24 protein-coding genes are annotated in these 19,228 nt (G+C 66.0%); 16 read left to right on the top strand and 8 right to left on the bottom strand.

The features are described 5' to 3' along the window. Positions 1 to 18: 18 nt before the first annotated feature. The 3 genes from AC4PTO_RS04485 to AC4PTO_RS04475 all read left to right on the top strand — a co-directional run bounded on the left by AC4PTO_RS04485 (position 19) and on the right by AC4PTO_RS04475 (position 2,562). A complete protein-coding gene (locus AC4PTO_RS04485) occupies positions 19 to 435 on the top strand; it encodes a VOC family protein (protein WP_492732298.1) in 417 nt (138 codons plus the stop codon). A gap of 68 nt (positions 436 to 503) precedes the next feature. Continuing rightward, a complete protein-coding gene (trpA, locus tag AC4PTO_RS04480; RefSeq protein WP_492732296.1) occupies positions 504 to 1,295 on the top strand; it encodes a tryptophan synthase subunit alpha in 792 nt (263 codons plus the stop codon). Between the two features lie 103 nt (positions 1,296 to 1,398). Further along, positions 1,399 to 2,562, top strand: a complete 1,164-nt coding sequence (locus AC4PTO_RS04475; RefSeq protein ID WP_492732294.1) for an alpha-hydroxy acid oxidase — start codon at positions 1,399 to 1,401, stop codon at positions 2,560 to 2,562. Here the strand turns inward: AC4PTO_RS04475 and AC4PTO_RS04470 are convergent. Next, positions 2,553 to 3,041, bottom strand: coding sequence for a GNAT family N-acetyltransferase (locus tag AC4PTO_RS04470; protein WP_492732292.1), 489 nt, complete (start codon positions 3,039 to 3,041; stop codon positions 2,553 to 2,555). The genes AC4PTO_RS04475 and AC4PTO_RS04470 overlap by 10 nt on opposite strands. Continuing rightward, complete coding sequence (locus AC4PTO_RS04465; RefSeq protein WP_492732290.1) at positions 3,038 to 4,186, bottom strand: MFS transporter; 1,149 nt, start codon at positions 4,184 to 4,186, stop codon at positions 3,038 to 3,040. The genes AC4PTO_RS04470 and AC4PTO_RS04465 overlap by 4 nt, the downstream gene beginning before the upstream one ends. Before the next feature lie 197 nt (positions 4,187 to 4,383). Between AC4PTO_RS04465 and AC4PTO_RS04460 the strand changes: the two genes are divergently transcribed. The 3 genes from AC4PTO_RS04460 to AC4PTO_RS04450 all read left to right on the top strand — a co-directional run bounded on the left by AC4PTO_RS04460 (position 4,384) and on the right by AC4PTO_RS04450 (position 6,353). After that, positions 4,384 to 5,007, top strand: a complete 624-nt coding sequence (locus AC4PTO_RS04460; RefSeq protein ID WP_492732289.1) for a 50S ribosomal protein L25/general stress protein Ctc — start codon at positions 4,384 to 4,386, stop codon at positions 5,005 to 5,007. A 192-nt stretch (positions 5,008 to 5,199) separates the two neighbouring features. Beyond that, a complete protein-coding gene (gene pth, locus AC4PTO_RS04455) occupies positions 5,200 to 5,901 on the top strand; it encodes an aminoacyl-tRNA hydrolase (protein ID WP_492732287.1) in 702 nt (233 codons plus the stop codon). 80 nt (positions 5,902 to 5,981) lie between these two features. Continuing rightward, positions 5,982 to 6,353, top strand: a complete 372-nt coding sequence (locus AC4PTO_RS04450; protein ID WP_492732284.1) for a DUF2237 family protein — start codon at positions 5,982 to 5,984, stop codon at positions 6,351 to 6,353. Here the strand turns inward: AC4PTO_RS04450 and epmA are convergent. Continuing rightward, the gene (gene epmA, locus AC4PTO_RS04445) at positions 6,350 to 7,390 is read right to left on the bottom strand and encodes an EF-P lysine aminoacylase EpmA (RefSeq protein WP_492732280.1); all 1,041 of its coding nucleotides are present in this window, start codon (positions 7,388 to 7,390) and stop codon (positions 6,350 to 6,352) included. The genes AC4PTO_RS04450 and epmA overlap by 4 nt on opposite strands. A 105-nt stretch (positions 7,391 to 7,495) precedes the next feature. Here epmA and efp point away from each other — a divergent pair, with 105 nt between their 5' ends. Both efp and AC4PTO_RS04435 read left to right on the top strand, forming a co-directional pair. Further along, complete coding sequence (gene efp / locus AC4PTO_RS04440; RefSeq protein ID WP_492732278.1) at positions 7,496 to 8,062, top strand: elongation factor P; 567 nt, start codon at positions 7,496 to 7,498, stop codon at positions 8,060 to 8,062. Positions 8,063 to 8,244: 182 nt separating this feature from the next. Further along, positions 8,245 to 8,661 carry a VOC family protein gene (locus AC4PTO_RS04435; protein WP_492733534.1) on the top strand — a complete coding sequence of 139 codons (417 nt, stop codon included), beginning with the start codon at positions 8,245 to 8,247 and terminating at the stop codon, positions 8,659 to 8,661. Between the two features lie 67 nt (positions 8,662 to 8,728). Here the strand turns inward: AC4PTO_RS04435 and irrA are convergent, their stop codons facing one another. After that, on the bottom strand, positions 8,729 to 9,157 hold the full coding sequence (irrA, locus tag AC4PTO_RS04430; protein WP_492732274.1) for an iron response transcriptional regulator IrrA: 429 nt from the start codon (positions 9,155 to 9,157) through the stop codon (positions 8,729 to 8,731). Between the two features lie 161 nt (positions 9,158 to 9,318). On the opposite strand from irrA, the gene fabA reads away from it, so the two are divergent. The 4 genes from fabA to AC4PTO_RS04410 all read left to right on the top strand — a co-directional run bounded on the left by fabA (position 9,319) and on the right by AC4PTO_RS04410 (position 12,639). Beyond that, positions 9,319 to 9,828, top strand: coding sequence for a bifunctional 3-hydroxydecanoyl-ACP dehydratase/trans-2-decenoyl-ACP isomerase (fabA, locus tag AC4PTO_RS04425; RefSeq protein WP_492732272.1), 510 nt, complete (start codon positions 9,319 to 9,321; stop codon positions 9,826 to 9,828). A 26-nt stretch (positions 9,829 to 9,854) separates the two neighbouring features. After that, a complete protein-coding gene (gene fabB / locus AC4PTO_RS04420) occupies positions 9,855 to 11,084 on the top strand; it encodes a beta-ketoacyl-ACP synthase I (protein ID WP_492732270.1) in 1,230 nt (409 codons plus the stop codon). A gap of 20 nt (positions 11,085 to 11,104) precedes the next feature. Next, positions 11,105 to 11,893, top strand: a complete 789-nt coding sequence (locus AC4PTO_RS04415; protein WP_492732267.1) for an enoyl-ACP reductase FabI — start codon at positions 11,105 to 11,107, stop codon at positions 11,891 to 11,893. Positions 11,894 to 11,967: 74 nt separating this feature from the next. Continuing rightward, complete coding sequence (locus AC4PTO_RS04410; protein WP_492732265.1) at positions 11,968 to 12,639, top strand: haloacid dehalogenase type II; 672 nt, start codon at positions 11,968 to 11,970, stop codon at positions 12,637 to 12,639. On the opposite strand, the gene AC4PTO_RS04405 is transcribed toward AC4PTO_RS04410, so the two are convergent. Next, positions 12,551 to 13,210, bottom strand: a complete 660-nt coding sequence (locus AC4PTO_RS04405) for a hypothetical protein (protein ID WP_492732263.1) — start codon at positions 13,208 to 13,210, stop codon at positions 12,551 to 12,553. The genes AC4PTO_RS04410 and AC4PTO_RS04405 overlap by 89 nt on opposite strands. A 112-nt stretch (positions 13,211 to 13,322) precedes the next feature. Here AC4PTO_RS04405 and AC4PTO_RS04400 point away from each other — a divergent pair, with 112 nt between their 5' ends. Then, positions 13,323 to 14,168, top strand: a complete 846-nt coding sequence (locus AC4PTO_RS04400) for an alpha/beta fold hydrolase (RefSeq protein ID WP_492732261.1) — start codon at positions 13,323 to 13,325, stop codon at positions 14,166 to 14,168. Here the strand turns inward: AC4PTO_RS04400 and AC4PTO_RS04395 are convergent. After that, on the bottom strand, positions 14,125 to 14,556 hold the full coding sequence (locus AC4PTO_RS04395; protein ID WP_492732257.1) for a DUF1810 domain-containing protein: 432 nt from the start codon (positions 14,554 to 14,556) through the stop codon (positions 14,125 to 14,127). The genes AC4PTO_RS04400 and AC4PTO_RS04395 overlap by 44 nt on opposite strands. 97 nt (positions 14,557 to 14,653) lie before the next feature. Beyond that, entirely contained in the window at positions 14,654 to 15,568 is a 915-nt protein-coding gene (gene thyX, locus AC4PTO_RS04390; protein WP_492732256.1) for an FAD-dependent thymidylate synthase, read from the bottom strand. Positions 15,569 to 15,772: 204 nt separating this feature from the next. On the opposite strand from thyX, the gene AC4PTO_RS04385 reads away from it, so the two are divergent. The 3 genes from AC4PTO_RS04385 to AC4PTO_RS04375 all read left to right on the top strand — a co-directional run bounded on the left by AC4PTO_RS04385 (position 15,773) and on the right by AC4PTO_RS04375 (position 18,639). Beyond that, a complete protein-coding gene (locus tag AC4PTO_RS04385; RefSeq protein ID WP_492732255.1) occupies positions 15,773 to 16,792 on the top strand; it encodes a hypothetical protein in 1,020 nt (339 codons plus the stop codon). Positions 16,793 to 16,796: 4 nt separating this feature from the next. Next, positions 16,797 to 18,149 (top strand): hypothetical protein, encoded by a 1,353-nt coding sequence (locus tag AC4PTO_RS04380; protein WP_492732253.1) that lies wholly within the window; start codon positions 16,797 to 16,799, stop codon positions 18,147 to 18,149. 61 nt (positions 18,150 to 18,210) lie between these two features. Beyond that, the gene (locus AC4PTO_RS04375) at positions 18,211 to 18,639 is read left to right on the top strand and encodes a VOC family protein (RefSeq protein ID WP_492732250.1); all 429 of its coding nucleotides are present in this window, start codon (positions 18,211 to 18,213) and stop codon (positions 18,637 to 18,639) included. Between the two features lie 18 nt (positions 18,640 to 18,657). Here the strand turns inward: AC4PTO_RS04375 and AC4PTO_RS04370 are convergent, their stop codons facing one another. Next, positions 18,658 to 19,155 (bottom strand): MarR family winged helix-turn-helix transcriptional regulator, encoded by a 498-nt coding sequence (locus tag AC4PTO_RS04370; RefSeq protein WP_492732248.1) that lies wholly within the window; start codon positions 19,153 to 19,155, stop codon positions 18,658 to 18,660. Positions 19,156 to 19,228 lie beyond the last annotated feature (73 nt).

Here is a 19,228-nt window from a genome sequence, read left to right as displayed (position 1 = left end):
ACAGATCAGGAGGTTCCGATGAGCTTCGATCCCTATATCCACTTCCAGGGCAACTGCGCCGAGGCAATGACCTTCTATTCCAGCCTGTTCGGCGCCGACGACCTGCAGATCATGCGCTACAGCCAGACCCCCGACGGCCCGCCCGAATTTGCCGGCAGCGATCTTGTCCTCCATGCGTCGCTGGTGCTTGGCGGGCGGGTGCTGATGGCGTCGGACTACCCGCCCGGAATGCCAGGCCTGCCGCAGCAGTCCGTGTCCGTTAGCCACACGTTGCCCGATGCGCAAAAGGCCCGCGCCGTCTTTGACGCGCTGTCCGAGGGCGGCGCCGAAATCATGGCCTTTGGCGAAACCTTCTTTTGCGAGGGCTTCGGGATGGTGCGCGACAGGTTCGGCACGCACTGGATGATCGGCGGCCCCATGAAGGAGTTCGCCTGAGCGTCGCGCGGCGCTTGATTTTCCGCCGCCCATACCGCAAACCCCTTGCGACAGCCAAAGGGGATGCCATGACTCGGATCGACGCCAAATTCGCGGACCTGCGGGCCGCGGGGAAGAAAGCCTTCGTCGCCTATATCATGGCGGGCGACCCCGATGCCGAGACCTCGCTTGCGGTGATGAAGGGCCTGCCCGGCGCAGGGGTCGACATCATCGAGCTGGGCATGCCCTTCACCGATCCGATGGCCGATGGCCCGACGATCCAGCTTGCCGGTCAGCGCGCGCTGGAGGGCGGGCAGACGCTGCAACGCACGCTCGACATGATCGCCGAGTTCCGCAAGACCGACGCCACCACGCCGATCGTCCTGATGGGCTATTACAACCCGATCTACAATCGCGGGATCGCGGCGTTCCTTCAGGATGCGCGCGCGGCCGGGATCGACGGGCTGATCGTCGTGGACCTGCCGCCCGAGGAAGACGAGGAGCTGTGCCTGCCCGCCCAGGCGGCGGGGCTGAACTTCATCCGGCTGGCCACGCCCACCACCGATGACAAGCGCCTGCCCAAGGTCATGCAGAACACCTCGGGCTTCGTCTATTACGTCTCCATCACCGGCATCACCGGGGCGGCCGCGGCGCAGGCCAGCGACGTTGCCCCCGAGGTTGCGCGGATCAAGGCGGTGACCGACCTGCCCGTGATCGTCGGCTTCGGCATCACCACCCCCGAGTCCGCGCGCGCCATCGCCGGGGTCGCGGATGGCTGCGTGATCGGCTCGGCCATCGTCAAGCAGATCAGCGAGGGCAAGCCCGTGGCCGAGGTTCTGGCCGGCGTCGCGGCCCTTGCCGAAGGCGCGCATTCGGCCTGAGGCACGCGGAAACCCGCCTTCGCCCGTCTCGGCCGATCAGAACGGTTGCGCAGGGCACCCCAGCTTTGGTAAAGGAAACTTACCAATAGGGAGGGTGCGCGACATGCCTGTGATTACCTGCATCGACGATCTGAAGCGGCTGCACCGGCGGCGCACGCCCCGGATGTTCTACGACTACGCCGAAAGCGGGTCCTATACCGAACAGACCTTCCGCGAGAACACGACCGATTTCGCGCAGATCCGGCTGCGCCAGAAGGTGGCGGTGGACATGACCGGCCGCTCGACCGCCTCGACGATGATCGGGCAGGATGTGGCAATGCCCGTGGCCCTTGCGCCCGTGGGGCTTCTGGGCATGCAGAATGCCGATGGCGAGATCAAGGCTGCGCGCGCCGCCGCGGCCTTCGGCGTTCCCTTCACGCTTTCCACCATGTCGATCTGCTCGATCGAGGATGTCGCGGCGCATACGGACAAGCCCTTCTGGTTCCAGCTTTATGTGATGCGCGACGAGGAATTCGTCGATGCCATCATCGAGCGGGCGCAGAAGGCCGGCTGTTCGGCGCTGGTGCTGACGCTGGACCTCCAGATCCTCGGGCAGCGCCACAAGGATCTGAAGAACGGCCTTTCCGCCCCGCCCAGGCTGACACTTCCGGTGCTTCTGGATCTGGCCACGAAATGGCGTTGGGGGCTTGGGATGCTGGGCACCAGACGGCGCTTCTTCGGCAATATCGTGGGCCATGCGAAGGGCGTGGGCGACACGGCGTCTTTGATGAGCTGGACCGCCGAGCAGTTCGACCCGCAGCTCGACTGGGGCAAGATCGCGCGGATCCGCGACAAATGGGGCGGCAAGCTGATCCTGAAGGGCATCCTTGACGAAGAGGATGCGCGCATCGCCGCCGATTTCGGGGCCGACGCGCTGGTGGTGTCGAACCATGGCGGGCGTCAGCTTGACGGCGCGCTGAGCGCGATCCGCATGCTGCCGCGCATCGTCGAAGCCGTCGGCGACCGGATCGAGGTGCATATGGACAGCGGCATCCGCTCGGGCCAGGACGTGCTCAAAGCGCTTGCGCTTGGCGCGCATGGCACCTTCATCGGGCGCGCCTTCGTGCACGGGCTGGGCGCGATGGGCGAGGCCGGGGTGACCCGCGCCCTTGAGGTGATCCAGAAAGAGCTCGATATCTCGATGGCGCTCTGCGGCGAACGCAAGGTGACCGAGCTGTCGCGCGACAACCTGCTGATCCCCAACGGGTTTTTCGACTGCTATTCCTGAGCGCGCGGGCCGGGTCCGGGCGTCAGGCGCTTTTCAAAGAACAGGTCGGGATAGGGATCGTCGTTGAACCGCGCGATCCCGATCCAGCCGGTGGCACGATAAAGCGCCGCCGCCTCGGGCAGGGCGGAATTGGTATCGAGCCGCAGAAGCGTGATGCCAAGCCCGCGCGCCGCCTGCTCGACCGCCGCCATCAGCGCCCGTGCCAGCCCCCTGCCCCGCCCGTGCGGCGCAACCCAAAGCCGCTTGATCTCGGCATAATCTTTGCCCCCCTTGAGCCCGACACAGCCAAGCGGCCCCGCCGCATCGCGCGCCACCAGAAAGGCACCGCGCGGGGCCACCATCGCACCCGCCTCGGGATCGCGCGACAGGTTCACGTCGAAACCGCCTGCGAAACGGCGGTTCAGTTCGGCGTAATACTGGCCAAGGCACCAGAGCGCATCGGCATCGCGCGGATCGCAGATTTCAATCTTCAGGCTCATTGCTCTGTCCTCCCGCACAGCCGCGCAAGGCCCGGCAGGATCAGCGACAGCACCAGAACGATGGCCGCGAAGGACCAGCGCAGCCCCGCGCCCTGCGCGATAAGCCCCATCGCCACCGGCCCGATGAAGAAGCCGGTGAACCCCAGAAGCCACGCGCGCGAGATGGCGAAGGCGCGCTGATCGGCGCGCACCGCCCGCCCCAGAAGCGAATTGGCCGAGGGCACCACGACCGCGCAGCCAAGCCCGATCAGCGCCACTCCCAGCACCGCAACCCATTGCACCGGGGCAAGCGCCACGACCAGCGCCCCCGCCATGCCCAGAGCCGCCGAGAACGCGACCAGCCGCGCCTCGCCCAGCCGGGAGGCCAGCATCTGCCCCGACAGGCGCCCGATCCCCATGGTCAGCCCCAGCATGGCGGGGCCGAAGGCGCCCTCGCCCGCAGGGCCGCCAAGCGTGCGCTCGATATGCAGCGCGGACCAGGTTTCGGTGGCGTTCTCGGCCACGAAGGCCGCGAAAAGGATCAGCGCCGCGGGCAGGATCGCCCGCCATGGCGATGCCGGGGCGCTGTCATGGGCGGGCGCGGGCGGCACCGGGCGCCGCGAACGCTCGATCATCAAGAGGGCGAAGACGGCCAGCGCCCCCGCAAGCGCCGGCGCGATCAGTTCGGGCCCGGCGCCTGTCCGCCGCGCAAGGCCCGTCAGCGCCGCCGCCCCCGCGAAGCCAAAGGAAAACAGCGCGTGGTTGAAGTTCATCAGCGGCAGCCCCGTCTCCGCCTCATCGACCGAAATGCGCACATTCGCCGCGATATCGAGCGCGGCCATCGCCAGCCCCATCACCAGAAGCACCGCGCCAAGGCTTGCGGGCGAGGCGATCAGCAGCGGGCCAAGCGCCGCCAGAACCACGCCCGCCGCCAGCACCGGCAGAACCGCGCCGCCCAGCCGGGCCTGAACGCGCGGCGCAAGCGCCATCGCCGTCATCCCGCCAACGGCGGCCAACAGCAGAAGCGCCCCCAGCCCCGCGTCATCCACCCCCGCCCGCGCCTTGTATTCGGGCAGGCAGGCGGCAAACCCGCCCCAGAAGATGCCGATTGCCGCCAACCCCGCGCCCGCCGCGCGGCTGGAGCGCGCCACCGCGATCAGCTGCATGTTCCTGCCCCCGGACTGTCGTTCCCACCTGACGTTTGCGCTATCATGCGCGCGGGGCGCTGCCAAGCACCCCTCCACCCGCGCGCCTTGCCATGACATTCCGCTTGCCTTTCCCCGCCAAGGCGGATAACCGGGCGGCCTTGCGGGCCTGCACCCTTGGAGGAGGCCCGGTAACCTATTGACCTATGGAGAGACCAATGGCCAAAGAGATCGAGAATCTCGAAGCTGTGGTGCGGACGGGGACAGGCAAGGGGGCCGCTCGTCAAGCTCGTCGTGAGGGCAACGTACCCGGTATCGTTTATGGCGACGGCAAAGACCCCATGCCGATCAGCCTCGACTTCAACAAGCTGCTGACGCGCCTGCGCAAGGGCCGCTTCATGTCGACGCTGTTCAACCTCAAGGTGGACGGCCAGGAAGACGTGCGCGTGATCTGCCGCGGCGTGCAGCGCGATGTCGTCAAGGACCTGCCGACGCATATCGACCTGATGCGCACGCATCGCAACTCGCGCATCGCGCTGTTCATCCATGTCGAGTTCATCAACCACGAACAGGCCCCCGGCCTGAAGCGCGGCGGCACGCTGACCATCGTGCGCCCCGAGGTGGAGCTTGACGTGCTGGCCGGTGACATCCCCGAGCAGATCGTGGTCGACCTGACCGGCAAGCAGATCGGTGACGTGATCCACATCAGCGATGTCGCACTGCCCGCCGGCGCCAAGCCGACGATCGAGCGTGACTTCGTGATCGCCAACATCGCGGCGCCCTCGGGCCTGCGGTCGGCCGATAACGAAGCCGACAGCGAAGAGGGCGACACCGCGGAATAATCTGCGGGCATTGCCGACAGAACTGCCGAACGCGGGGCCGCAAATGTGTGGACCCCGCGTTTTCATTTCCCCATCGCCTGATACGCCGTGTCACCATTGCGCCGCCTGACGGCGCCGCCCCGGGGGCGCGTGCAAGCATGCTTGCACGCGCCCCCGCCCGCCCCTAAAGTCGCGCCGCAATCGGAGGGCGCGATGAAACTCTGGGTAGGACTGGGCAATCCGGGGGCGAAATACGCCGGAAACCGGCACAATATCGGCTTCATGGCGGTGGACCGCATCGCCGAGGATCACGGCTTCGGCCCTTGGCGCGCCAAGTTCCAGGGCCAGATCAGCGAGGGCCGGATCGGCGCGGCGCGGATCGTGCTGCTCAAGCCCGGCACCTTCATGAACCTTTCGGGGCAATCGGTGGGCGAGGCGATGCGCTTTCACAAGATCGACCCCGCCGATGTCACCGTCTTCCATGACGAGCTGGACCTTGCCCCCGGACGCTGCCGGGTAAAGACGGGGGGCGGGCATGCGGGCCATAACGGGCTGCGCTCGCTGCATTCCCATATCGGAGAGGGCTATCACCGCGTCCGCCTGGGCATCGGCCATCCGGGCCACAAGGACCGCGTTTCGGGCTATGTGCTGGCCGATTTCGCCAAGGCCGATCAGGACTGGCTGGACGACCTGCTGCGCGGGATCTCGGACGGGGCGCCGGCCCTTGCGGCCGATGACGGCGCGCGGTTTCTAAATGCCGTCGCGCTGCGCACCGCGCCGCCGCGCCCGTCAAGCGGCCAGCAGGGCAAGCCCGCCGCCCCGGACAAGCCCGCCCCGGACGCCGCGGATGCCGCAACGCCCGAACCCGAGGCCCGCTCGCCGCTGGAACGCCTGGTGGACAGGTTCCGCCGCTAGATCCCCCGCCGCGTCACGGAAAGGCTTGTCACGGCCCCCGCCTTGGCCGAAGCTTGGCCAACGGAGGCTGCCTTTTGGAAATGGTCCCCTCGATCAACGTGCTCGGCACCGTGCTAGAGCCCTGCTCGATGCGCCCGCGCACCGGGTTTTTCCGCGACGGGCTGTGCAATACCTGCTGGGAGGATCGCGGCAGCCACACGGTCTGCGTCATCACCACGGCCGAATTCCTTGCCTGGTCGCGCTATATCGGCAACGACCTGACCACCCCGCGCCCGGAATTCGCCTTTCCCGGCCTGCACCCCGGCGATCGCTGGTGCCTGTGTGCCGCGCGCTTCCTCGAGGCGCATGACGAGGGCTGCGCCCCGCGCGTGGTGCTTTCCGCCACCCATCAGCGTGCGCTGGAGGTCGTGCCGCTGGCCCTTCTACGCCAATACGCGGCCGAGGGCGCCTAGCCCGGCACCGGCGCCCAGATCACCGCGTCGATCCGCGGCGCGGCAGTGGCCAGCATCACCAGCCGGTCGAAGCCGAGCGCGATCCCCGACGCCTCGGGCATCTGCGCAAGGGCGGCAAGGAAATCCTCGTCCAGCGGGTAGCGCTCGCCATAGACGCGCTGTTTCTCGTCCATCTCCTGGGTGAAACGGCGGCGCTGTTCGGCCGCGTCGGTCAACTCCCCGAAGCCATTGGCCAACTCGACCCCGCAGGCATAAAGCTCGAAGCGTTCGGCCACGCGCGGATCGTCGGGCGCGCGGCGGGCAAGGGCGGCCTCGGGGACGGGATAGCGGTCAAGGATCGTGGCGCGGCCCAGCCCCAGGCGGGGCTCGATCCGGTCCACCAGAACCTTGCTGAGCATGTCGGACCATGTGTCATCGGGCGCCACCCGCAGCCCCGCCCGCAGGATCTGTTCGCGCAGGCCCGCCGCATCGGTCCGGCCATCCCCAGCCACGGTGGCAAGCAGGTCGATCCCGGCATGGCGCGCGAAGGCCTCGGCCAGGCTCAGCCGTTCCGGGGCGGCGAAGGGATCGCATTCCCGCCCGCGAAAGCGCAGAAGGCCGGTTCCCGCGGCACGCGCGGCAAGGGCCAGAAGGGTCGCGCAATCCTCCATCAGAACCGCGTAGTCCTGCCCCGCGCGATACCATTCCAGCATGGTGAATTCGGGGCTGTGCAACACGCCCCTTTCGCGGTTGCGCCAGACATGGGCGAAGGCGGCGATGCGCGTCTCACCGGCCGCGAGCAGCTTTTTCATGGCGAATTCGGGCGAGGTATGCAGATGCATCCGCCGCGATTGCCCGTCATTGCCGATCGCCTCGGTGGAAAAGGCATGCAGATGCGCCTCGTTGCCGGGGCTGAGTTGCAGCGCGGCGGGATCGACCTCGACAAAGCCCTCTTGGGCCAGCCAGCCCCGGATCGCCGCCTGGATGCGGTTGCGCGCCAGAAGAAGCGGGCGCCGGTCGGCATGGGCATCGCGGTTCCACCAGGGGGTATCGGTCATCGCTGCGGCTTTCGGCTGGAAATTCCGGTTCAGATGCGCTAGGCGCGGTGCCAAGCGCCCGCCTGACTTACGCCGCGGGCCGAACCATCACAAGGAAGAGCATCCGTGAAAGTCATCGCCTCCTCGCTGCGCAAGGGCAATGTCGTCGAGATCGACGGCCATCTTTATGTCGTTCTGACCGCCCAGAACTTCCACCCCGGCAAGGGCACCCCCGTGACCCAGGTCGACATGCGCCGCATCTCGGACGGGACCAAGGTGTCGGAACGCTGGAAGACCACCGAACAGGTCGAGCGCGCCCATGTCGAGGAAAAGGAATACGATTTCCTTTACGAAGACGGCGAGGGCTATCACTTCATGGAGCCCGAAAGCTATGAACAGCTTACCGTTTCCGAGGATGTGGTGGGCGATGCCAAGGTGCACCTGCGCGACGGGCTGCGCGTCTGGCTGAAAACCTACCAAGAGGTCGCCATCGCGATCGAACTGCCGCAAAAGGTGACCGTCGAGGTCGAAGAGACCGAACCGGTGGTGAAGGGCCAGACCGCCTCGTCAAGCTACAAGCCCTCGACCTGCACGGGGGGCATCCGCGTGATGGTGCCGCCGCATATCGGGGCGGGCACGCGCATCGTCATCAACACCGAAGACAATTCTTACGTCGAGCGCGCGAAGGACTGATCCTTTCGGCCCGATCTAGTAACGAAGGCGCCCCGCAGGGCGCCTTTTTCGGTTTGACGGGGGCGTTCGGGGCGGAGTGAGCCATCGTTACGGCTACTCTAATGGCCGCTTCCGACTATGCTACCCTCCTGATTTACGGCGATCCAACTGCCATCGCGCAAACTATTGGAGGGGTCCACCGCATGATTGCCTACGTCACGGTCGGAGCAGACGATATTACGAAGGCAGAGCGCTTTTACTCAGCGTTCCTCCCAGCTCTTGGCTACAGGCTTGAAAAGTATCATGGAGACTTGAGTTACATCCTGCCCATAGAGCCAGATCAATCCTCCGTTCAGCCAGAATTCTATGTCAAGTCGCCCTTCAATGGACAATCTGCGTCGGCAGGGAATGGCGTCATGGTCGCGTTTCAGGCGAGGTCACAGAAACAGGTCCGAGACCTTCATGAGGCTGCGCTGACTGCGGGCGGCTCTGACGAGGGGCAGCCTGGCTTCCGTGCTTCGTATAGCCCCCACTTCTATGTCGCCTACCTTCGTGACCCGCATGGCAACAAGATTGCGCTATTTTCCAACGAGCCGAATGAACCCGGGCGCAAAAAGTAACCCGAAACCTGACATTCATGCGAAACGCGGCATTGGTCGGGGTGCCCCCGAAACCGCCGCGTGACCCTCAGGTCTTGCGCACCCGGATCACCACGTCGACGCGCGTCACCTCGGCGCCTTCGGGGGCGCGGGGCACGCGCGTGATCTCAAGTTCGTCGCTGGGGGCATCGCTCAGCTCGGCGCTGTCTTCCCAGTAGAAATGCGGATGGTCGTCCATGCGGGTGTCGAAATAGCTGCGCGTGCCGTCGACGGTGATTTCCTGCATCAAGCCCGCATCGCAAAAGGCGCGCAGGGTGTTGTAGACCGTGGCAAGCGACACGCCATCCCCGGCCTCTTGCGCGGCGGCGAACAGGCCCTCGGCGGTCACATGGCGGTCCATGCCGTCCCCGACCAGAAGCGAGGCAAGCGAAAGCCGTTGGCGGGTCGGGCGAAGCCCCCCCTTCGACAGCCAGTCCTGGCCGCGCTCGAACGATAGTTTCTTCATGGGCGTGTCCATGTGCTTTCCTGTCGCACTATATGCAGAAGACAGGCGGAATTTCAATGGCCGCGCGGCAGAACCCGTTGCGAAGCATCACGCCGCAGGCGGTGGCACTTGCGTGCGCGGGCGGCCCGGTGCTAGAGGGTTGGAAAGGCAACACCGGATAGGAACAGGTGCTTATGGCAGGCTTTGCGACAAGTTTCGACCGCGAGGATCTTTTGAAATGTGCACGCGGCGAGCTTTTCGGCCCCGGCAACGCCCAGCTCCCCGAGCCTCCGATGCTGATGATGGATCGCATCACCGAGATCTCCGGGGATGGGGGCCTGCACGGCAAGGGCCATGTCGTCGCAGAATTCGACATCACGCCGGACCTGTGGTTCTTCGCCTGCCACTTTCCCGGCAACCCGATCATGCCGGGCTGCCTGGGACTGGACGGGCTGTGGCAGCTGACCGGGTTCAACCTTGGCTGGCGCGGCTGGCAGGGGCGCGGCTACGCGCTTGGCGTGGGCGAGGTCAAGCTGACCGGCATGGTCCGCCCCGATCGCAAGATGCTGACCTACAAGGTCGATTTCACCAAGGCCATCCAGACGCGCCGCCTGACCATGGGCGTGGCCGATGGGATCGTCGAGGCTGATGGAGAGGTCATCTATCAGGTCAAGGACATGAAGGTCGCGCTTTCCGAAAGCTGAGACCGAACGCCAACAAGGAGGCCTCAATGCGCCGCGTCGTCATCACCGGACTGGGCATCGTCTCGCCCATCGGCAACAATGCCGAAGAAGTATCCACCAGCCTGCGCGCCGGCCGTTCGGGGATTGTCTTTGCCCCGGAATATGCCGAGCACGGCTTCCGCAGCCAGATCCACGGCATGCCCCAGATCGTGCTGGAAGACCATATCGACAAGCGCAACCTGCGCTTCATGGGGCCCGGCGCGGCCTACAACTTCCTGGCGATGGAGCAGGCGATCGCCGATTCCGGGCTTGAGGACGGCGATGTGTCGAACCCGCGCACCGGGCTGATCATGGGCTCGGGCGGGCCGTCCACCTCGAACTTCTTCGAGGCGCATCGCATCGTCATGGAAAAGGGCAGCCCCAAGCGGATGGGCCCGTTCATGGTGACGCGCTGCATGTCCTCGACGAACTCGGCCTGCCTTGCGACGCCGTTCCGGATCAAGGGCGTGAACTACTCGATCACCTCGGCCTGTTCGACCAGCGCGCATTGCATCGGCAACGCGGCCGAGCTGATCCAGATGGGCAAGCAGGACGTGGTCTTTGCCGGCGGCGGCGAAGAGCTTGACTGGACGCTGAGCTGCCTGTTCGACGCGATGGGGGCGATGTCGTCGAAATACAACGACACCCCCGCCACGGCCAGCCGCGCCTTCGACGCCACGCGCGACGGTTTCGTGATCGCGGGCGGCGGCGGCGTCGTGGTGCTTGAGGAACTGGAACATGCCAAGGCCCGCGGCGCGAAGATCTATGCCGAGCTGACGGGCTACGGCGCCACCTCGGACGGCTACGACATGGTCGCCCCCTCGGGCGAGGGCGGCGAACGCTCCATGCGGCTGGCGCTTTCGACGCTGCCGCAGGGGCGCAAGATCAGCTATATCAACGCCCACGGCACCTCGACCCCCGCGGGCGACGTGACCGAGGTGGAGGCCGTGCGCCGCGTCTTCGGCGAGGATGGCGTGCCGCCGATCTCGTCCACCAAGTCGCTGACCGGCCACAGCCTGGGCGCCACCGGCGTGCACGAGGCGATCTATTGCCTGCTGATGATGCAGGGCAGGTTCATCACCGCATCGGCCAACGTCACCCAGCTGGACCCGGCGATCCGCCCGGAGGAAATTGCCACGACCCTGCGTGAGAACGTGGAGTTCGACTCGGTCCTGTCCAACAGCTTCGGCTTTGGCGGCACCAATGCCACGCTCGTCATGAGCAAGTTCAACGACTGATCTGCGCCGGGGGGCAAAAGATGGCCGATCTGATGAAGGGCAAGCGCGGGCTTGTCATGGGTGTCGCCAATGACCGCTCCATCGCATGGGGCATCGCCGCGGCACTTGCCGCCGAGGGCGCCGAGCTTGCCTTCTCCTATCAGGGAGAGGCCTTCGGCAAGCGGGTCGAGCCGCTGGCGGCCTCGGTCGGCTCCAGCCTTCTGGTGGATGTCGATGTGAACGACGATGCCAGCCTCGACGCGGCCTTCGCCAAGATCAGGGCCGAATGGGGCAGCATGGATTTCCTGGTCCATGCCATCGCCTATTCCGACAAGAACGAGCTTGCCGGCCGGTTCATCAACACCTCGCGCGAGAACTTCAAGAACTCGCTTTCCATCAGCTGCTTCAGCTTCATCGACGTGGCGCGGCGCGCATCCGAACTGATGCCCGAGGGCGGGAGTCTGATCACGCTGACCTATGCCGGATCGAACCGGGTGACGCCCTATTACAACGTGATGGGCGTGGCCAAGGCGGCGCTGGAAAGCGCGGTGCGCTACCTGGCCAACGACCTCGGCCCCGACGGCATCCGCGTCAACGCGATCTCGCCCGGCCCGATGAAGACGCTGGCCGGCGCGGCAATCGGCGGCGCGCGCAAGACCTTCCGCCATACCGAGGCGAACGCGCCGCTGCGCCACAACGCGACGCTTGAGGCGATCGGCGGCACGGCGGTCTATCTGTGCTCGGAGCTGGGCGCCTGCACCACGGGCGAAATCCTGATGGTCGACAGCGGCTATCACGTCCTGGGCATGCCGCAGCCCGACAATATCTGACGCGTCACTTTGCGCCTGGTCGCGCGGGCCCGCCGTGATACCCTGCCGCGGCCCCGCATCCGAGGGAGGATCGCATGACACTCAGGCTTTGCGTGTTCGACGCCTATGGCACCCTGTTCGACGTGAACGCGGCCGCGCGGATCGCGGCGGAGGACGATCCCGCGCTTGCCGCCGTCTGGCCGCGCCTGGCCGAGGACTGGCGCCGCAAGCAGCTGGAATACAGCTGGCTGCGCGAGATCATGGGCGAATATGCCGATTTCTGGCAGCTGACCTCGGACGCCCTGGACTGGGCGCTTGAGGCCGCGGGCCTGTCCGGCCCCGACCTGCACCCCCGCCTAATGCGCCTTTACCGCGAGCTTCCGGCCTATCCGGAGGTTCCCGCGATGCTAGAACGGCTGCGCGACATGGGGGTGGGCCGCGTGATCCTGTCGAACGGCTCGCCCGAGATGCTGACCGCGGCGATCGTCTCGGCCGGGATCGACCGGATGCTGGATGCGACGATCTCGGTCAGCGACCTGCGGCGCTACAAGCCCGCCGCGGCGGTCTACAGCATGATCCCCGAGCGTTTCGGCCTCGACCCTGCCGAGGTGCTTTTCGTCTCGTCCAACGGCTGGGATGCGGCGGGGGCCGCGCGGGCGGGCTTCCGCGTCGCCTGGGTCAATCGCGCGGGGGCCCCGATGGAGCGTCTGCCCCATCGCCCGCATCATCAGCTTGCCGATCTGACGGCGATTCCGGATCTTCTTTAAGCGCGCGCCGCAGCGGCATCAGTTGCGACACGAAGACCTCGGCATCGCCGTAATCGGTAAAGCCGGCATAGTTGTCATGCGTCCCGCGCACCCGGCGGGCATGTTTGATCGGGCACCAGTATTGCTCGGTCCGGCCCGCCACGGCGCGCACGAAGCCGATCACCCCGTTGCAATAGCCGCAATAGATGCAGTTGAGCTTCTGCAACCCGTTCAGATATGCCAGATGCTGGCGGTCGATGGCGATGTAATCCCTTCGGCGCAGGCGCGCGATGCCGTAGACCGGAAAGCAGATCGCCTGATACAGCGTCACGCACAGGTCCAGCAGCGCGAAGGGCACGATCAGCATGTAGATCACCGGCGCGGTCAGCACCACCATCGGCCGGGTCCGGCGCAGGAACAGCCACAGCCGCACCCGGGCCGCGCGATGCGCCTCGCGCACGCCTTCCTCGAAGACCACGCGGCGGCGGTCCAGGTGATAGCGCAGCTCTGCGCGCCGCCGCGCGAATTCGGCCTCGATCTGATCCTCGATCTGCGCCAGACGCTGCTGAAGCTTTTCCAGTGTCTCGGTCATTCCGCCCTCCGCGATCGGCCCAGTATGGACGCGAGGCGGGCACATCGCCAGAGGCGGGGTTTCCCAAGCCGGAAATCCGTGCAAGGATGCGCCGAAACAAAGGGGTAACGCCATGGATTTGCACTATTTTACCGCCGATGATGGCGCCCGTCTGGCCTATCGGGACGAGGGCGAGGGGCTGGCGATTCTGGCGCTTGCCGGGCTGACCCGCACGGGGCGGGATTTCGACTACCTCGTGGCGCACCTGCCCGCGGGCATCCGCCTGATCCGGCCCGATTATCGCGGCCGGGGGGCCTCGGCCCAGACCGGCGCAGAGAGCTATACCGTCCCGCAAGAGGCCGCCGATGCGCTTGCGCTTCTCGATCACCTGGGGCTGGAGCGCGCGGCGATCCTTGGCACCTCGCGCGGGGGGCTGATCGGGATGTATCTGGCCGCGACCGCGCATGACCGGCTGACGGGCCTGTGCCTGAACGATGTCGGCCCGGTGATCGAGCGCGCGGGGCTGGAGCGGATCTTCGACTATGTCGGGCGCAGCCCCTCGGCCCGCACGGCCGAGGAATTCGCCGCCCGCCTGCCCGGCCTGATGCCGGGCTTTGCCAATGTGCCCGCCACCCGCTGGCTGGAAGAGGTGCGCCACCATTACGACGAAACCCCGCAGGGCCTGCGGATCAACTACGACCCTGCCCTGCGCGAGGCTTTCCTTGCGGCCTTCCAGGGGCCGCCAGTCGATCTGTGGCCGCTGTTCGACGCCTGTGCGGGCCTGCCGCTCTGCCTGATCCGGGGCGCGAATTCCGACCTGCTGGGCCCCGGCCCCACCGCCGAGATGCGCGCCCGCCGCCCCGACATGATCTTCGCCGAGGTGCCCGACCGCGCGCATATCCCCTTTCTGGACGAACCCGAGGCGGTGGCCGCGATCAGCGCCTGGATCGACCGTGTCCGCGCAGCGCCGCAAGCGTGAGCGGGCAGCGTTCCCCCGCGTAGAAGGTATTGAGAAGGCGCGCGAAAACCGGCTCACACCCCTCCGAGGCCGCCTTGAACAGGGTTGCGCATGAACGCAGCTTGAGCGCGTCGACCGGGCCCATGATGTCCTCGATGGGCGTTTCGGGGTGGGTCAGCACGGCCTCGGCCGCGGCGATCAGGTTTGCGCGCAGAACCGGATCGGCGAGATAGGCGCGCGCTTCGTCCAGATCACGGAGGCCGTATTCCACTGCGCGCGGACTATGGCCGAGGGAGGTAAGCTGCGGAAAGATCCACCAGATCCAGTGGGTCAGCTTACGCCCCGCCCGAAGTTCCGCGAGGGCGGTGGGGTAGTCACGGCCTTGGGGGGCGTGGAAGCGGATCACCATTGGATGAGTTTAGCGCAGGGTGAGCTATCGCTCCGCACCTTTTGAAGACCGGTATCGCCACTCTCGTCGATATAGACGCAGAAGGTTATTTGGTTCTTCACCCCCAAACCCCCACGAACTCCCGCCATTCGCCTTTGCTCATGCCGCTCGTCTCCTGCGTCACGGTCTCGCCTGCCAGGCGGCGCTTGAGCACCTCGACCGCCTTGCCCGACAGGGTCTGGCCGCCCAGGCGATAATCCTCGAAGGCCTCGTAGGCGGCGGGCACCCAGTCCTTGACGATCTCGCACATCGTCTCGGCATAGACGCGGATCTCGTATTGCGCGTGGTGGTCGGCGCGCAGGCGCAGGAAGTGGAAGAGGTTGTGCAGGTCGGTCTTCCAATACCATTGCGTATAGACGTTGGCGGGCAGGTTCATGCGCGCCAACTCGCGCGCCAGCCCCTTCTTGCCCGCGCCTTCGTCGGGGGTCAGCATATCCTCGTAATGGTCATAGGCGCGCATCGCGTCGTCGCGCAGGATGTCCAGCACGCGCTGCGCCTCGGCGCCTTGCAGAACCTCGCCTCGGCCCTGGTTGTTGACCGTGGACTGCGCGGCAAGCGCGTCGGGCGCGGGGATGTAGAATTCGCGGTCGAGGATCGAGTAGCGGGCCGAGTATTCGTTCACGTTCGCCGTGCGGTGCCGGATCCACTGGCGCGCCACGAAGACCGGCAGCTTGATGTGGAACTTGACCTCGCACATCTCGAACGGGGTCGAGTGCCAGTGCCGCATAAGATAACGGATCAGTCCGCGATCATCACTGACCGCCTTGGTGCCGCGGCCATAGCTGACGCGGGCGGCCTGACAGATTGCGGCATCGTCCCCCATATAGTCGATCACGCGGACCAGCCCATGATCAAGCACCTCATGCGCGGTATAGAGGCGCGCCTCCATCCCCGGCGCGGTGGAGCGAAGGGTCTCGCTCCGCTCCGCCCTCTGGGCTTCGATTTCGGCGGTCTGCTCGGGGGTAAGCGGCATGGGGTCCTCCAATCCAAGAATCGCCGCAACTATATCTTCCCAATCGCCGTCACGAAACCGCGAGATGATGTGGCAGGCCATGCAAGGTGTCGCAGATCAGGCACGGGTCGTGACGCGGCAACACGCCGGAACCACAGATAATTGACTTTTTTCGACATTTTCGACAGCATTCGCCCTGAGGCTGGTTCAACGAAAGAAACAATAATGTCGAGATATGCACTGCCGTTCGCGGCACTTTTTGCCTTTGCGGCCTGCGATGGCCCGGCAGTGGTCGAACGTGCCCTTGATGATGACGGCTCTTCCACATCCCCGATCGCTGACGAGCTTCCCCCCGGGACGGAAAACCCCTCGGCCAACAGCGGCATCACCCGCTACGAGGCGCGGGACGAAACCAACGGCAACGGTTTCGCCCAGAGTTTCCGCTACGAAGAAAGCACTGACCGCTTCTATGTCGATAACCTTGCCTTCGACGGCGCCAACAGCCCCTATATACCCGTCACCACCCTGGGCGCCTTCGATCCGGGCCCTTTCCGCGTTTACGAAGGCCCCTCGACCTATGCGGATGACGTGACCGGCGCGCCGATCGAGCAATTCCTGCATCGCGCGATTCTTGGCACCTCGGACAGCGGCGAGGTCGAATTCGCCATCGTGCGCACCGGCTCTTACGTCGATTACGGCTTCGGCGGCTTCATCTACAGCCGCGAGGGCCGCGTAACCCTGCCGCTTCCGGCCACCGGGCAGGCGCATTTCGAAGGCGAATATCGCGCGCTGCGCGACTTCCAGAACCGCGGCGGCCTCGAATATGCCTCGGGCGACATGTATATCGACATCGACTTCGAAGACTTCAACGATGGCGATGCGGTCAACGGGGCGGTGTTCAACCGCCGGGTCTATGACGTGGACGGCACCGACATCACCGACTCGGTCCTCGCCGGGTTGCGGACGGAATACGACAACCCGGCGATCGCCGTGCTCCCGAACCTCAGGTTCGAGGTCGGTCCCGGCCATGTCGACAGGAATGGCGAAATGGCAGGCGACATATACTCGACCGTGGTCAACGGCGATGGTGCGGACGTGCGGCTTGAAAGCGGCAAATACTATGCGCTGCTGTCGGGCGAAGGCGTGGACGAGATCGTCGGCGTGATCGTCGCGCAGGCGCCCGATGCCCGTTACGAAGGGGTCGTCGTGCGCGAAACCGGCGGTTTCATCCTGACCCGCCCCTGAGCCGATGCGGCGCTTTCTTGCCATTTGCGCGCTATGTCTTCTCGGCGGGGTGCATTCCGCGCCCGCCGGGGAACTTGCCCTGACGCCCGAACAGCTTCTGCGCACCGGGCAGATGGCGATCGACGCGCGCCGCCCCGATGTGGCGGCCCAGATCGCCGATGCACTGTTGCGGCGAAACCCCGAGGATACCGGGGCACTGGTGCTGAAATCGCAGGCGCTGCGCGATCTGGGACGGTTCGACGAAGCCCGCGCCCTTGCGAAAGCGGCTTGGGGGCAGGCTCGGACCGGACCCGAACGGCATGAGGCCGCCCTTGCCCGCGCACAGGCCGAAGCCTCGGACGGGCGGCGCACGACCTCGCAGTTCTGGCTGCGCCGCGCCATTCAGGAAGCACCGGACGAACGCGCACATGCCAAGGCCATGCGCGATTTCCGCTATGTGCGTGCGCGCAATCCGCTGCGGCTGTCCTTCGGCTTCGGGATCGCGCCCTCGTCGAACATCAACGGCGGATCGTCGGCAGAGACACTTTGGCTTTACGGCATTCCTTTCACCTTGTCGGGCGATGCCCAGGCCTTGTCGGGTACCGAGGCGCGGCTGTCTTTCGGCGTCGATTACCGGATTTCGTCCGACAAGACGCATCAGACCCGGATCGGCGCCAATCTCAGCTCGCAGCGCTACTGGCTTTCCTCCGAGGCCAGGCGGCAGGCGCCCATGGCGGATGCGGACGACTATGCCTTCGCCGCCGCCGAGGTTTTCGTATCACACGAGGCGCGGCCCGCGGACTGGAAGGCGCCATGGGACGTGCGGCTGACGCTTGGCCATAACAGCTATGGCGGCGCGGCGCTGTCGAACTATGCCCGCGTCGACCTGGGCAAGGATCTGGCGCTTGAGGGCAAGCAAAGCGCGCGCGTGTCGGCGGGGCTCGAACGGCAATGGCGGCAGGATCGCGCGGACCGCTCGGCCACCGTGCAGACGGTTCAGGCGCGCTATGGCCGCGCGGTCGCGGGGGGCGGGCTGGCCTTCGGGGTAAAGGCCGCGCGCGTGCGCTCTGCCTCAAGCTCGATCGACCACACCGCGCTTGGCCTCAGCGCGGATTACGCGCTTGCCCGGCCGGTGGGCGGGGCGCGGCTCGGACTGCATGCCAGTGCCGAGGCCCGCGATTACGACGCCTCTCCCTACGATCCGTCGGGGCGCGAGGATCTGAAGCTGGGCATCGGCGTCTCGGCCCTGTTGCAGGATCTTGACTATATGGGCTTTGCACCCGAGGTTTCCCTGAACGCCACGCGCACCAACTCGAACGTCGCCCTGTTCGAAACGCGCGATATTGGCGTCAGCATCGGCCTGCGCTCGGCCTTCTAGGCCGGGCCGCCTGCCCGCCCGGCGCGGCCCCGCGCCGGCACCGATTACAAGGGAGATTGCGATGAAAGTGACATACCTGCACACGATGGTCCGCGTTCTGGACCTTGAGAAATCCATGGCCTTCTTCCGGCTGCTCGGTCTGGAAGAGACACGCCGCATCGACAATGAGGCGGCGCGCTTTTCGCTGATCTTCATGGCGCCGCCCGGCCAGCCGGACTGCCCGGTGGAGCTGACATGGAACTGGGACGGCGATACCGGCCTGCCCTCGGACAGCCGCCATTTCGGGCATCTCGCCTATGCCGTCGAGAATATCTACGACATGTGCGAGCATCTGATGAATAACGGCGTGACGATCAACCGCCCCCCGCGCGACGGGCACATGGCCTTCGTGCGCAGCCCCGACAATATCTCGGTCGAGCTGTTGCAGATGGGCGAGGCGCTGCCCCCGGCCGAACCCTGGGCCAGCATGGGCAATACCGGCCACTGGTAGGCGGGCGGCACGGGGCGCCTAATAGATATAGCGGATCTGGTCGCCCCAATACCGTTCCATCCGGCGCAGCACCTGGTTCACCTCTTCCATGCCGGCCTGGCCGATCACCCCTTGGTCGTCGAGGCCCGTGGCGTGGCGTTCGAACAATGTGCCCACCGCGTCACGCAGCGCCCTGCCCTTCGCGGTCAGCCGGACACGGACCGAACGGCGGTCGATCTCGCAGCGCTGGTGGTGCATGTAGCCCGTCTCGACCAGCTTCTTGAGATTGTAGGACACGTTCGACCCCTGGTAATACCCGCGCGAGCGCAGCTCTCCGGCGGTGACCTCGTTGTCGCCGATATTGAACAGCAAAAGCGCCTGCACCGAGTTGATCTCAAGGATGCCAAGCCGCTCGAACTCATCCTTGATGACATCAAGAAGCAGGCGGTGCAGCCGCTCTACCAGAGCGAGGGTTTCAAGATAGGTGGCCATCAGCCCCGGCCCCGGGGCCCCATCCACGTTTCGTTGCAAGGTCATCGTCTTCTCCGTCAGCGTCGCTGCCCGAAGGCGACCCTGACGGAAAAGACCAAACTTTTCGTTAAACGAAACA

The organism is Rhodobacter maritimus (assembly GCF_058747975.1).
This window is presented reverse-complemented; position numbering and strand designations above follow the sequence as displayed.

Bases quoted from the DNA above. Each gene is read 5' to 3' on its own strand.
- AC4PTO_RS04435 (WP_492733534.1), top strand. From the start codon at position 8,245: ATGATTGCCTACGTCACGGTCGGAGCAGACGATATTACGAAGGCAGAG.
- fabB (WP_492732270.1), top strand. From the start codon at position 9,855: ATGCGCCGCGTCGTCATCACCGGACTGGGCATCGTCTCGCCCATCGGC.
- epmA (WP_492732280.1), bottom strand. From the start codon at position 7,390: ATGACCGATACCCCCTGGTGGAACCGCGATGCCCATGCCGACCGGCGC.
- AC4PTO_RS04475 (WP_492732294.1), top strand. From the start codon at position 1,399: ATGCCTGTGATTACCTGCATCGACGATCTGAAGCGGCTGCACCGGCGG.
- AC4PTO_RS04380 (WP_492732253.1), top strand. From the start codon at position 16,797: ATGCGGCGCTTTCTTGCCATTTGCGCGCTATGTCTTCTCGGCGGGGTG.
- trpA (WP_492732296.1), top strand. From the start codon at position 504: ATGACTCGGATCGACGCCAAATTCGCGGACCTGCGGGCCGCGGGGAAG.
- fabA (WP_492732272.1), top strand. From the start codon at position 9,319: ATGGCAGGCTTTGCGACAAGTTTCGACCGCGAGGATCTTTTGAAATGT.
- AC4PTO_RS04415 (WP_492732267.1), top strand. From the start codon at position 11,105: ATGGCCGATCTGATGAAGGGCAAGCGCGGGCTTGTCATGGGTGTCGCC.
- AC4PTO_RS04395 (WP_492732257.1), bottom strand. From the start codon at position 14,556: ATGGTGATCCGCTTCCACGCCCCCCAAGGCCGTGACTACCCCACCGCC.
- thyX (WP_492732256.1), bottom strand. From the start codon at position 15,568: ATGCCGCTTACCCCCGAGCAGACCGCCGAAATCGAAGCCCAGAGGGCG.
- AC4PTO_RS04460 (WP_492732289.1), top strand. From the start codon at position 4,384: ATGGCCAAAGAGATCGAGAATCTCGAAGCTGTGGTGCGGACGGGGACA.
- AC4PTO_RS04385 (WP_492732255.1), top strand. From the start codon at position 15,773: ATGTCGAGATATGCACTGCCGTTCGCGGCACTTTTTGCCTTTGCGGCC.
- AC4PTO_RS04485 (WP_492732298.1), top strand. From the start codon at position 19: ATGAGCTTCGATCCCTATATCCACTTCCAGGGCAACTGCGCCGAGGCA.
- AC4PTO_RS04410 (WP_492732265.1), top strand. From the start codon at position 11,968: ATGACACTCAGGCTTTGCGTGTTCGACGCCTATGGCACCCTGTTCGAC.
- AC4PTO_RS04370 (WP_492732248.1), bottom strand. From the start codon at position 19,155: ATGACCTTGCAACGAAACGTGGATGGGGCCCCGGGGCCGGGGCTGATG.
- pth (WP_492732287.1), top strand. From the start codon at position 5,200: ATGAAACTCTGGGTAGGACTGGGCAATCCGGGGGCGAAATACGCCGGA.
- AC4PTO_RS04400 (WP_492732261.1), top strand. From the start codon at position 13,323: ATGGATTTGCACTATTTTACCGCCGATGATGGCGCCCGTCTGGCCTAT.
- AC4PTO_RS04375 (WP_492732250.1), top strand. From the start codon at position 18,211: ATGAAAGTGACATACCTGCACACGATGGTCCGCGTTCTGGACCTTGAG.
- irrA (WP_492732274.1), bottom strand. From the start codon at position 9,157: ATGGACACGCCCATGAAGAAACTATCGTTCGAGCGCGGCCAGGACTGG.
- AC4PTO_RS04470 (WP_492732292.1), bottom strand. From the start codon at position 3,041: ATGAGCCTGAAGATTGAAATCTGCGATCCGCGCGATGCCGATGCGCTC.
- AC4PTO_RS04405 (WP_492732263.1), bottom strand. From the start codon at position 13,210: ATGACCGAGACACTGGAAAAGCTTCAGCAGCGTCTGGCGCAGATCGAG.
- AC4PTO_RS04450 (WP_492732284.1), top strand. From the start codon at position 5,982: ATGGTCCCCTCGATCAACGTGCTCGGCACCGTGCTAGAGCCCTGCTCG.
- AC4PTO_RS04465 (WP_492732290.1), bottom strand. From the start codon at position 4,186: ATGCAGCTGATCGCGGTGGCGCGCTCCAGCCGCGCGGCGGGCGCGGGG.